12 protein-coding genes are annotated in these 12630 nt (G+C 40.3%); 2 read left to right on the top strand and 10 right to left on the bottom strand.

Features of this window, described 5'->3' with window-relative positions; all coding sequences use genetic code 11:
* Positions 1-25 precede the first annotated feature (25 nt).
* Positions 26-907 carry a ThuA domain-containing protein gene (locus ESB04_RS03175; protein ID WP_129026209.1) on the bottom strand — a complete coding sequence of 294 codons (882 nt, stop codon included), beginning with the start codon at positions 905-907 and terminating at the stop codon, positions 26-28.
* A 118-nt stretch (positions 908-1025) separates the two neighbouring features.
* Between ESB04_RS03175 and ESB04_RS03170 the strand changes: the two genes are divergently transcribed.
* Positions 1026-2063 carry a sodium:calcium antiporter gene (locus tag ESB04_RS03170; protein WP_129026207.1) on the top strand — a complete coding sequence of 346 codons (1038 nt, stop codon included), beginning with the start codon at positions 1026-1028 and terminating at the stop codon, positions 2061-2063.
* 19 nt (positions 2064-2082) lie between these two features.
* On the opposite strand, the gene ESB04_RS03165 is transcribed toward ESB04_RS03170, so the two are convergent.
* From ESB04_RS03165 to ESB04_RS03155, 3 genes are read right to left on the bottom strand one after another with little or no spacing between them, the layout of a single operon-like run.
* Positions 2083-2409: a cupin domain-containing protein gene (locus ESB04_RS03165; RefSeq protein ID WP_129026205.1), complete on the bottom strand. Its 327-nt coding sequence runs from the start codon at positions 2407-2409 to the stop codon at positions 2083-2085.
* 18 nt (positions 2410-2427) lie between these two features.
* Positions 2428-3189: a sialate O-acetylesterase gene (locus tag ESB04_RS03160; protein WP_129026203.1), complete on the bottom strand. Its 762-nt coding sequence runs from the start codon at positions 3187-3189 to the stop codon at positions 2428-2430.
* Between the two features lie 2 nt (positions 3190-3191).
* The gene (locus ESB04_RS03155) at positions 3192-4115 is read right to left on the bottom strand and encodes a bile acid:sodium symporter family protein (RefSeq protein WP_129026201.1); all 924 of its coding nucleotides are present in this window, start codon (positions 4113-4115) and stop codon (positions 3192-3194) included.
* 269 nt (positions 4116-4384) lie between these two features.
* On the opposite strand from ESB04_RS03155, the gene ESB04_RS03150 reads away from it, so the two are divergent.
* Positions 4385-5989, top strand: coding sequence for a beta-N-acetylhexosaminidase (locus ESB04_RS03150; RefSeq protein WP_129026199.1), 1605 nt, complete (start codon positions 4385-4387; stop codon positions 5987-5989).
* Between the two features lie 61 nt (positions 5990-6050).
* Here ESB04_RS03150 and ESB04_RS12655 read toward each other — a convergent pair whose 3' ends face one another.
* The 6 genes from ESB04_RS12655 to ESB04_RS03120 all read right to left on the bottom strand — a co-directional run bounded on the left by ESB04_RS12655 (position 6051) and on the right by ESB04_RS03120 (position 12629).
* On the bottom strand, positions 6051-8891 hold the full coding sequence (locus tag ESB04_RS12655) for a sulfatase-like hydrolase/transferase (protein WP_129026197.1): 2841 nt from the start codon (positions 8889-8891) through the stop codon (positions 6051-6053).
* A gap of 143 nt (positions 8892-9034) precedes the next feature.
* Positions 9035-10135, bottom strand: a complete 1101-nt coding sequence (locus tag ESB04_RS03140; protein ID WP_129026195.1) for a c-type cytochrome domain-containing protein — start codon at positions 10133-10135, stop codon at positions 9035-9037.
* Between the two features lie 5 nt (positions 10136-10140).
* A complete protein-coding gene (locus tag ESB04_RS03135) occupies positions 10141-10692 on the bottom strand; it encodes a YceI family protein (RefSeq protein ID WP_129026193.1) in 552 nt (183 codons plus the stop codon).
* A gap of 7 nt (positions 10693-10699) precedes the next feature.
* Complete coding sequence (locus tag ESB04_RS03130) at positions 10700-11635, bottom strand: DUF5777 family beta-barrel protein (RefSeq protein ID WP_129026191.1); 936 nt, start codon at positions 11633-11635, stop codon at positions 10700-10702.
* A gap of 11 nt (positions 11636-11646) precedes the next feature.
* Positions 11647-12108, bottom strand: coding sequence for a Rieske 2Fe-2S domain-containing protein (locus tag ESB04_RS03125; protein ID WP_164969579.1), 462 nt, complete (start codon positions 12106-12108; stop codon positions 11647-11649).
* An 86-nt stretch (positions 12109-12194) separates the two neighbouring features.
* The gene (locus ESB04_RS03120) at positions 12195-12629 is read right to left on the bottom strand and encodes a Rieske (2Fe-2S) protein (protein WP_235832169.1); all 435 of its coding nucleotides are present in this window, start codon (positions 12627-12629) and stop codon (positions 12195-12197) included.
* Position 12630: the final 1 nt, after the last annotated feature.

Here is a 12630-nt window from a genome sequence, read left to right as displayed (position 1 = left end):
ATGAGTGATTTATTTCAACAAAAGTTTATTTCATTCCACGATAAGGAACATGGATGTCTAACATACCTGGCCAGTTTTTTGGGACTTTTTTGCCTAGCTCCCAGTGGATGGCATTGACAATTAATCGCTGGAAAGGCTCCACAGAAAAGTCCTCAGGATGCCCCATGGTAGTAAAAAACACTCGCCCTTTGTAAGGGTTTACCCAAGTCCAGGCGATGGGTTGATCTTCTGCCGCTTTATCAGGGTTCACGGCTTTTCCCATGACCAACCATTCTGTACCCTTAGCAGGGTAATTTGGTAATACTCGATATAACCAAGAACGTACGTGGAAATTGGGTGCTACTCCAGTTAAAATAGGATGTTTACTGGCAGAGGGAATCACCGAGGCATCGGTACTGGCATTATGTCCGTAATGGGTATGCTTAGCCTTACCACCCCAGCCTGGAGGCGCTCCAAAGGTAGATTCTGCCCATGCATTATATGATTCAAGTGGATCTCCCTTAGGATAATTGAAAGCATGAGTGGTAGTTCTAAAACCCATCACTGGCTTACCCGATTTGACGTAGGCATCAATCATAGCCACTTGATCGGCAGGTAATAATCTCCAGCGAAGGAAAAAGACGGCTAAATCAGCTTCAGCTAAGGACTCTAAACCAGGTATATTTTTTTCGGCATTTTGATCAGGGTAGGAGGTCAATACCTTGGTTCTAAAACCATAGTTTTTCTCTAAAATATTGGCTAATAGCGGTAAAGTACTTTCTCCACTATATTCATGATCACCTGCTACAAATACAATGAGGGGCTTTTTTGATTTTTGCTTTTGAGTAGGCTGCTTGCCAAAACTGCTGATTGAAAATAGGCAAATAAGTACCAGCGCAAACGGCCAAAGACGAAGAGTTAATTTCATAGTAGTTATCAATTCATGGTGAAAAATTTAATTCACCCTGATAGGTTTATGTATTCTCCAAAACTAAATGATTTTTAACAAAACATTGAATACTTTAGTGAAATTTATCTAGGATTACATGGACTTTACGTTTTTATCATCCACCAATTTATTACTGATTTTTATTTTTTGTACGGCGATTATTTGGGTAGCTGGAGTCAAGATTACCAAGGCAGTGGATGTGATTACCACCTATTTCAATTTGGGGGAGGCTTTTGGAGGTATGGTTTTTTTAGCCATCGTGACCAATTTACCTGAAATAGCCATCACGGTAGTAGCGGCATATCACCAAGATTATGATATTGCCGTCAGTAATATTTTGGGTGGGGTGGCCATTCAGACAGTAGTCTTGGTTTTAATCGATGTGTTTGGGGTAGGGAGGATAGCTCCTTTAACTTTAAAAGGGCATTCAAGGGTTTTGATTTTGGAGGGCGTAGCTCTCATCATGATTTTAACCTTGGTCATGATGGCGAAGCAATTCCCTTCTCATTTGGTTATATTCAGATCGAATCCCATAGAGTGGCTGATATTGTTTATCTGGCTAGGTTCCATCTATTCCATTTCGAAAATCGCCCAATCCGATCAAAATACGCAGGAAGCTAAGACTCCTATATCCAAATTACGACATCCCAAATCACCTTTAAAGGGAGGAATACAGTCAGCCATCACCATCTTGATTGTCGGAGCCATATTTACCTTATTTGCTGGTTGGGCTTTAGAATATTCGGGTGAAATCCTTTCTAAACGTTGGGATATAAGTGGCGTAATTTTTGGAGGAACCGTGTTGGCTTTGGCCACAGCCTTACCTGAAATTTCTACCGGAATAGCTTCTGCCAAAATTCGAGATTACAATATGGCTGTGAGTGATATTTTTGGTGGAAATGCTTTTTTACCGGTATTGTTTTTTATCGCTTCTGTCATTAGTGGTGAAGCGGTTATTTCTACTTTGAGCCATTCCGATATGTATTTGACAGGCCTGGGTATTTTGCTTACTTGTATCTATATGGTCGGTATGGTGCTGCATTCTAGGAAGCAGGTTTTTCGGATGGGCATTGATTCACTTTTTGTGTTGATAACATATATCCTCGGGCTGGTCGGACTTTGGGCAATAACTTAATGAGTGCACAAGATTTACACTATAAAAAATCCTCTCTGCTTGGATTAAAAACATCGATCAACTCTCCATCTTCCAAGCAAACGACACCATGTACCACTTCGCTAGGGACGAAATAGACATCTCCCGCTTGTAAAATTTTCTTTATTCCTGAGATGTTTACCTCGAATTTCCCTTTAGAAACATAGGAAGCTTGGGTATGGGGATGGTGGTGTAAACTGCCTACAGCTCCCTGACTAAAAAGTACTTTGACCAGCATCATTTGGGCATTATGGGCCATTACTTTTCTTTGGATTCCGGGTTCAATATCAGTCCAGGGAATATCTTGATCTTGTATTAAGGTTTGCATAATAGGGTAGTATTTTTTTTAAGGAAAACGTAACATGGCCTCGGCATAGCGTTTTCCTAAGATGTTGGCAGATGAACTATTGAAATGTATGTTGTCTGCTTTCGCCTCTAGGCCTTGGGCTGAGACCAAGGCAGTATGATGATTGGGAGAGTTGAGTACAGTCAAAATCTGGTTGAATTCTTGGTAATTGGAATTGAAATAGCCCAATTCCCCCGCCACAAAAGGAAGGTTGGGCTGCTGGATGAGCTCTCTTAACAAACGGATTAATGCTTGTAATTTGGGTATATAATCGATGCGAGCTTGGGGCGATGAGTCACTTTCTCCTTGATGCCAAATGATCCCTTTGATTACCCCAAATGGCTTGGCCGCCATAATACGTTGGATGGCATCGTCCAAGGGATGTGTTTTTGTAGCCTCATCGTACCCTTGGATTTTCCATGAATTGATAGATGTACCACCTACGGCGCAGGGTATTAAACCAATTTTAATGTCAGGTCGATGCTCTGCCATTTCTATGCCAAAACGGAGGCCAGGCCCCACGCCCACGATAGAAGGTTTGTCAAAATGCATGGGATGTTTGGCTTGCACAAATTTATTTTGAGCATTGAGCATTTGTACCCTTTCATGTTGCTCTGAGGCAAATGGCTCAATCATTTCCCCGCGGCCTGCCATATTGGATTGTCCGATGAGGATATAAATATGAAAATTAGGGTCAATTTTAGTTTGACTCCACAGGCTTATGGAAAGTAAACTGAGCAATAAACTAAGGAAGTATTTCATCTTTATTTATTTTTCCAATAATTGGCTAATGTGGACCCGTTGATATTCATCAAGGGACCAAAAATAGCAGCAGGTAATCCCAAAGTAGCCACTTTGCCCATGGCCATGGCTAGGCCAGATGCCAATCCAGCGTTTTGTAATCCTACCTCTATGGCGATGGTGCGGCAATCCTTTTCGGGCAATCCACTTATTCTGCCACCCCAATAACCTAGAATGAATCCTAAAACATTATGTAAAAAACAAGCCAAGACTAGTAAAGGACCTACGGACAAAAGAGAATTTCTTCCATTGGCTGTTATGATAATGATTATGAATGCAATGCTAAGCATAGAAATCAGTGGGAGCTGTTTTTGAAACCAAGGCCATCTTTGGCCAATCAATTGATTGTAAATAACTCCGAGTATAATAGGGATTAAAATCAGTTTAGATATTTCCCAAACCATATCCCAGAAATGAATTTCAATCAATTGTCCTGCCAAAGTTTTCATCAAAAAAGGTGTAAGTATAGGGGCTAGGAAGGTAGCTATCGAAGTTAAGGTTAAGGAAAGGGCCACATTCGCCTTGGCTAAATAGGACATCACATTGGAAGCGAGACCGCAGGGCATGCAACCCACCAGAATGATTCCAGCGGCAATTTCAGTGGGGAAATTAAATACTTTAGTCAATCCCCATCCGACCAATGGCATGATGCTGAATTGGAAGAATACCCCCAGAAAAACGGCTTTAGGGGATTTTAGGATTTCTTGAAAGTCCTGAATTCCCATGGTAGAACCCATTCCAAACATGATGAGCTGTAAGAGCGGGATGATTAATACTTTGAATGAAAAGTCGCCAATTCCTAAAAAAGGTTGAGGATAAATAAGGGTAAAGATTACTGCAATGATAATCCAAAAGGAGAATGAAATGCCACTGATAAATTTTTTCATAGAAGGTTTTGATCGTAACAAATATACGATTTCCTCGAATGAATAAAAGATGCATTTTTACAACGCTGTTAAGGTTGACAACCTTGACAGCGTTACAACGAACGGGGATTTGTATTTAGTATCTAATCCCATTACATTATTAAACTACTGATTTTTTAAAGGAAACAATTTCCCCATGTTCGGCATGAAAATATAAAAAGCCGATAGAGTTAAATTTCATTTTTAAAAGTAAAAGTTATCTTTGCTCACATTCAACCAACCTATTCCAAATGAAAAAAAATATCTGGGGCCTATTTGCCCTACTACTTTGTTTTAGTTTGCATGCTCAGGAAAGCTATAATTTAGTCCCTAAACCTGCCAAATTAACTCCTATTCAAGGAAAATTCACCTTTCAAAAAAATACAGTCATCACCATCAGCTCAAAAGATGATAGTTTTCAGGCAGTGGCCAATATGCTCAAGGAACAATTAAGAGTTTCTACAGGCTTACTATTGGATGTCAAATCTGGAGCAGCTACTTCTAAGGGAGTAGTTTTTGTTCAAAATGCGAATTTGGCTGATGAAGCATATCATTTGAATGTTTCAGCCAAAAAGATTGAAATTCAAGCCAAATCTGGAAAAGGTGCTTTTTATGCCTTGCAAACCTTGTTTCAATTGATGCCAGCTCAGATTTATTCTCAGTCAGCATCCAATGAAACTTTGACTGCCTTGGCCTGTCAAATTGAAGATGCCCCTCGATATTCTTATCGTGGTATGATGCTGGATGTAGGACGATATTATTTTCCTGTTAGCTTCATCAAACGCTTTTTGGATTTGATGGCCGTATATAAATTGAATACTTTTCATTGGCATTTAACTGAAGACCAAGGCTGGAGAATCGAAATAAAAAAATACCCATTATTAACCAGCATCAGCTCGGTTCGTAAGGAAACCATGGTAGGCCATTACCGCGATCAAAAATTTGATAATAAACCATATGGTGGTTTTTATACTCAGGAGGAAATCAAGGAGGTGATTGCATATGCGGCTAAGAAATTCATTACTATCATCCCTGAAATTGAAATGCCGGGCCATTCTCAAGCAGTTTTGGCTGCTTATCCAGAGTTGGGATGTAATCCGGACAAAATATATCAAGTAGCCACCAAATGGGGTATATCAGAAGATGTTTTATGTCCGAGAGAAGAAACTTTCACGTTTATGGAAAATGTGTTGACTGAAGTAATGGCCTTATTCCCTGGTCAATACATCCATATTGGAGGAGATGAATGCCCTAAAAAGCAATGGAAAGAAAGTCGTTTTTGTCAAGACCTTATCAAGAAATTAGGTTTAAAAGACGAGCATGAATTGCAAAGTTATTTCATCCGTCGAATTGATAAATTTGTTACTTCTAAAGGTAAAAAATTATTGGGATGGGATGAAATTTTAGAAGGAGGTTTATCACCTAATGCCATGGTGATGTCATGGAGAGGTACCAAAGGGGGTATCGAGGCAGCGAAACAGAATCATGATGTGGTGATGTCGCCAAACAGTTATTTCTATCTAGATTATTACCAGGCAGATCCTAAAACGCAACCTTTGGCTATAGGCGGTAATCTTCCTTTGTCGAAAAGCTATTCATTTGAACCAGATCTACCAGAATTGACAACAGAAGAAGCTAAGCATATTGTGGGAATCCAAGCGAATGTTTGGACTGAGTACATCAGTACACCTGCGTATGCAGAATACATGACTTTCCCAAGAGCCTTGGCTTTGGCGGAGATTTCTTGGTCCCCTAAACAGACCAAAGATTACGATGATTTCTTACGCCGAGTGAAGGGTATTTTACCAGGAATGGATGCTTTGAAAATCAACTATTGTCCTGTGGGATTGAAATAATTCCCCTAATTAATAAGAAAGGCTGTCGAGGTATTCCGACAGCCTTTTGTATTTTATGGGTCTAATGAATGATTTCCCAAGCGGGTATTTTTGCTGGCTGATGCTCCTTTTGCAAAATACTATCCAACTGCGGAATTATCTCAGGATGCTGATTTGCCACATTATTGTGTTCCATCGGGTCATTTTCTAAATCGTAAATCTCCCAAGGAGCCTGCCTATTTTTCTTCAAGTTTGATTTAACTCCTTTCCATCGGCCCATTCGAATGGCCACCTGACCAGTTTTCTCGGGAAATTCAAAATAGATAAAAGGATGTTTTTTTTGTTCGCTATGTCGTAAAATACTTGGTAAAAAGGAAATGCCATCGGTCTCAGGTGTTGGCTGACCCGTAAGTTCTGCCAAAGTTGCCAGCATGTCATATTGCACAGTAGGGTGGTGGTTGACCTGTCCACCAGGAATGACTCCCGGCCAAGCCACAATCAATGGTTCACGTATTCCTCCCTCATAAACATCTTGTTTTCTGCCCCTCAAACCTGCGGTGCTTTGGAAAAATTCAGTATCCACGCCTCCCGCATCAAAGGTCGCGCCGTTATCTGACGAAAAGAAAATGATGGTTTGCTGATTGATTTTATACTTTTTTAAAGCTTCTACTATTCGTCCAACCTGACTATCTAAATAAGAAATCATGCCGGCGTAAGTTGCCCTTGGATATGGATTAGGAGTATATCCTTTTTTACCCAAATAAGCACTATCTGGAAAGGCACCTATATATGTTCTGACTGCTTCCTCAGGTGCTTGTAGAGAAAGGTGGGGTAGAGGTAAGGGAAGATACAGAAAGAAAGGCTGGCTTTTGTTTTTATCAATGAAATTCAAGGCCTTGTTCATCATTTTATCTACGACATATTCTTTGCCTTGGAATTGCTTGAAATCAATATCAGCAGGTGCTCCCTTGCCTTGGAATTGATGAACATTGATATAAGCATTGTTTAATGTATCCCATTTGCCATTTTCCCAAAGGTGCGTTGGATAGTAATTATGGGCTTGTTTTTGATCTAATAAACCATAAAAATAGTCAAATCCATGGGCATTGGGATTTCCAGTGCCATCGGCCATGCCTAATCCCCATTTACCTATTGCGGCCGTTTGATAACCCGCGTTTTTCATCAAGGTTCCTAAAGTGAAAGTGCCTTTTTCTAGGGGCATTTGTCCTCTTTCTGTCTCATCAGTGAATCCACCCAATTCATGATTTCCGCGGATTTGTGCGTGTCCTGCATGTTTACCCGTCAACAACATACACCTGGCAGGAGCACATACAGGAGCTGAAGTATAATGTTGAGTGAATTTAATCCCTTGTTTAGCTAAGGCATCCAAAAATGGAGTTTTGATGAGTTTTTGACCATAAGCACCTAGCTCTCCGTAGCCCAAATCATCCGCATAAATGTAAACCACATTAGGCTTTTTGATTCGTCCAATCTCTCGGTTTTCTTTGCCTTTGATTTGTTTTAAATCATCCCCCAAATCCTCTCGGGCTTTATCCGCTAGGGCTAAGAGCTCTTGTACCTTTGCTGGATACTTGGCTTGAACATCGTATCGTTCACCTGGATCTCTTCTTAAATCATATAAGCCTTGTGGTACGGCAAAATTTTCATTGACTTGGCCAGCAAATCCATCATTGGCGGGTAAAAAGCCTTCATAGGTTCGTCCAGGATGTGCCAATACTAATTTCCAATCTTCCTTCCGGACTGCTTCCAAGTTATTTCTGCGATAATAATATAAGAATTCCTTTCTAGGTTCGGCCTTTTTATTTCCCTGTAAAATGGGCCAAAGACTAAGGCCATCAATCTTTTTTTTCGGTAATTTGGCTTGTGTAATTTCGGCGATAGTAGGTAATACATCCATGGCGGCCGCTAATTTATTGGATACCTGTCCAGCCTGAATTTTGCCTTTCCAATAGGCAATGAATGGAACGCGTTGGCCACCTTCAAATGAAGTTCCTTTGCCTTCTCGTAGGCCACTAGTGGACCCAGCATGATTGCCGTAGTTTAACCAAGGCCCATTGTCGCTGGTAAATATGATGAGCGTATTTTCTTCTAAATGGTTTTTCTTGAGAGTTTTAATGATTTCACCCACCGACCAGTCTACCTCCATCATGACATCACCATAAAGCCCCAGTTTACTTTTCCCTTGAAATTCCATGGAAGCAGCAATGGGTACATGAGGCATGGAATGAGGAATGTAAACGAAAAAGGGTTTGTCTTTATTTTTCTCAATAAATTGAATGGAGCGCCTTGTCAGGACCCCTGTGATTTGTTCTTGATCTTGTAAATTCCTCAAATAAATACTGGGTTCGTCTCCATCAAAAATAGAAAGTACGGGTAAATCCTGTTTGTAAGCACCGGGTGTAGTGATGGGTTTGCCTTCCAGATCCACAGGCCACATATCATTGGAATAAGGGATACCCACATATTCATCGAAGCCCTGTTGTTTCGGTAAAAATTCTTTTTTATCGCCCAAATGCCATTTGCCAAACATGCCAGTAGCATAACCTTGATCTTTTAAAATTTCCGCAATGGTCTCTTCCTCTGGATTTAATCCCACGGGTGAATTCGGGAAGAGAGCTCCGGAAATTCCCAATCGATTAGGATAGCAACCTGTTAAAATTCCGGCTCTGGAGGCACTACAAACGGCTTGAGCTGCTAAATAATTGGTAAATCGAATGCCTTGATGGGCCAGTCGGTCGATGTTTGGTGTCTCATATTGTAAGGCGCCATAGCAACTTAAATCCCCATAACCCATATCATCCATAAGAATTAATATGACATTGGGCTTCTTGTTTTTGGGAGCAGAAATAAGATTAGTGCTTGCCCAAATAAGGGCCATCATAGTGATAACAAGTTGCTTCATAGACTTGATTTGTTTTCCGAATTTAATCATTCCCTTCGGATAACATCTATGTCTGAGCATAAAGCGCTAATTGCGTCTCAAAAAATATAGGAAGAAAAAAGGCTATTTATTGAAAAGATTCTTCAAAAAATAGCCATTGAAATTTAATTGTTTTTGGCACCGGCATCTATCCAAGATTTAATTTGACTGATTTCACAGCTAGAAATTTTGGTAGAGGCATTGGGCATCGGTATGAAGCCAGTAGAATGATTAACAGATCCATATAATTTACCATTCGTAACCACTTTCATGACATTGGTATAGGTACTTAAATCAATACCGGCAGAAACAACGGCACCACTATGACAACCTTGGCAATTCGTTCTTAATATCGCTTGAATGGTCGTGGAAAAGCTCACATTGGTAGTGTTACAATTGGAAGCACTGGCATCGCAAGAATTGTTCAAGGCTCCTTGCTTGATCCAGTTAAAAATGGCAGTTTTATTATCCGTGCTCAGAGGTGACATGGGTGGTGGAGGCATTCTTTCATTATCTGTACGCACTATACTCTTATATAGTTTGCTGTTGTTAGGATCACCGGCTTTGACGGATTTCATGATGTTGGAATAATCGGTTAATTGAACACCATCTTTTCTACTTACCGCATCGTGGCAACCGCTCATGGCGCAGTTGGAAATGATGATTGGCAAGACTTTTTGTTGAAAATATACCAGATTGGGATCACAGGTAACGGTGGGTGTGGTATTTGATGGAGGTACCACAGGACTAGCCGTCACGACTGGATTGACTGGGTTGGTCGGATTCAAATTGACTAGTACAGAGCCAGATGGGTATGAACCGACAATCCACTTTTTAATAATATTGATATCACAATTGGATAGGCGCGTAGTGGAACTAGGCATCGGGGAATATCCCGTGGCATGGGTAATAGCTCCATATAGTTTGCCATTTTTCACATAGCTAATGACCTTATCATATGTACTTAAGTCTACACCTCCTGATATAATGGCGCCACTGTGGCAGGATGTACAATTATACTGTAAGATGGGCCACACAGATTTGTCAAATGTAATGGTCATCGTATCGCAAGTAGAGGTGGAGTTGGGTAATGTTACACTTCCATTATTACTGTTACCACTCACTACTTCAGTCCCTGATGCAGTAGGTGTAGGTGTGTTTTTATCGCTAAGGCAGGCAGCAACCAATAGACTGGCGCCAATTACTACAAGGAACTTATAATTCATATGTTTTATTTCTTGGGGGTAAAATGTATCTTACTCTGGACGTCGATGACCTCTGCTATTTTGGCAAAGACAATTTTAGGGATATCGATTTGATAATCTTGTAAACGTACACTAAACTGACTTGTCAAGGTCAGATTTGTTCCATCGGAGACGATAGTTCCTTTGAGCTCAATGGGTTTAGTAACGCCATGAATGGTGGCTACTCCAGAGGCACTTACAGGATAGGTGCCTGCTTTTTTTAAGTCAACATCCTCTTTGATTTTGCCCTTAAATGAGGCCATGGGGAACTTCTCACTTTCTAGGTAATTTTCATTAAAATGTTCTTGCATTAGCTTGTTTGGGAAGACAAATGTGGTGACACGCACTTGCACAGCTATTTCGTTGGTAGTAGCATTGATGATACTATTCACATTTTTTGATTTGGCATCAATATTTTCAAGCGGAGTTTTAGAGAAAAATGATATCTCTCCATTTTGAGCTTGAAAAAGTTGAGCATGGCCAAACTGAGGAATGGCATAGGTTGCAATCACTACTAGGGCAAAAATTAATTGTTTCATGTGGGTTTTATTTATGTGTTTTTTTAGCATCAGGTTCAAAACTGAAAGTTCGAGCAATGTTGAAACCGTAGAAAATATCTGCATTGCCCCAGGTGCCATTCGTTTGTCCTATAAAATGTTTTTCAATCATCCCTCTCGAGTTGGAAAAATGCAGCTGAAAAACGTGGCCACCAGTTTCTATGTCAAATCCAATTGCGAATGAATCATGATAAGGATAAACTTCTCCAGATTTGGCTAGGTAGGCGTTTTTATCAATCAAGTTTTTGTAATACTCAGCGGATATGCTCAATCGATTACTTAATTTATACCGCCCGCCGAATCCTACGGAAGAAATGGTGTTTTCATGGTAACTGGTCTCGCTTAGGTTATTATGTAAAATAGTCGGCATGATTTGTAAAGAAAGTTTTTCATTCCATTTACGGGCAATCAAAACCTGCCCAACAAAACTTTGCCGCTGCTGGTCATTATAAAATCGCATTTGCGTTCCACTAGGCATGATATATCCCGTAGGCATCGTATTAATTGCCCAGTTTCCGTAAGCTGCTACCGAGATAGGCATTTGGTTTGACTGCCTCAGTAATTTATATTTGGTGTAAAAATCATAGGTTTTTTCTATGGACGAGCGACCAGCACCGATTAGCCATTGATCGGTAATGCCATATTCCAAACCTAAACGTATACGGGCTTCGTCTAAGCCAAAAAAGTTCTCCAAAAAGCCTGAATTTACTGCACCAAAACGATGTGAAATCCAAAAGTTCAAATGTTTTTTGGCAATCGTTTCAATCGTTTGACCATTGATTAATCGAGTTGCTTTAAATGTTGCTTGGGTGTATACTTTCTCTTTCGAGGCCTGCTGATCCAGCATGGCCATTAAGTCATCTTGGGCCATAGCAGTATTGATCGTACTACTAAAGAAGAGCAGTAAGATGGATAATTTCTTCATGTTAGATTATTTTATGAGTACACCCTTAGGTTGGTACCGGTTAATGCTGTTTTATAAGTAGTTAATCCTCTGGCGCCTTCTGCATTTAAACCCTTGCCATTGATGTCATAAAGCGCTCCATGGACAGAGCAGTTAAAACCTCCATTGGCATAGCTGATGGCTACATTTCCCTCGTGGGAACAAACTTGCGTCACAGCAGAGAACGTATTTGTATTTACTCGAACGATGACAATCTGGTTTACAATGACAAATCCTTCTGGGTTATTTAATTTGGAATAATCTGTTTTTGTCAGATCTAAAGTAAAGTCTACTCCAGTAGCAGGAGTGCCCGATTTTACATTGGATGCCGGACTAACATTTTCTTCTTTGGAACATGAGCTTAAGCCAGAGGCAGCACAATAAACGGCCATTAGTGAGGCTCCTTTGAAGCCAAGTGACTTCAAAAATTCATTTCTGTTTAGGGTAGTTTTCATGGAATTATAGAACATTTGAGTTTATTTAACGGTCAATGTTGCTATATTTTTTTTGAATTCCAAAATAATCTACCCAAAAAGTAGATTTATGAATAAACCCTAAGCGAATTGCCAGATAATGCTGTTTTATAAGTAGTTAACCCACGGCTACCGTTGGCATTTAATCCTTTACCATTGATATCAAAGCTAGCACCATGCTCTGGGCAATAAAAACCACCATTACTATATACCACAGATGGTCGACCTTCGTGGGAACAAACTTGGGTTACTGCCGCAAAAGCTGTACTAGAAACTCTAGCCACCACGATACCTTGAGTGACCACATAAGAACCTACTGTATTGAGTTTAGAGTAGGCCGCTTGGGTTAAATCCAAGGTGAAATCAGCTGACGAGGCAGGTGTGATGCTGGATTCATTTTTACAGGAACTAAGCGTACTTGCTCCACAATACACTGCCATTAGTGAGGCGCCCTGTAAACCCAAGGACTTTAGAAATTCATGACGTTTAATTTTTTCTGACATA

This window comes from Aquirufa rosea, from assembly GCF_004118285.1.
Taxonomy (GTDB): domain Bacteria; phylum Bacteroidota; class Bacteroidia; order Cytophagales; family Spirosomataceae; genus Aquirufa; species Aquirufa rosea.
The sequence above is the reverse complement of the archived record's forward strand: the minus strand, read 5'-3'. Positions and strand labels throughout refer to the sequence as shown.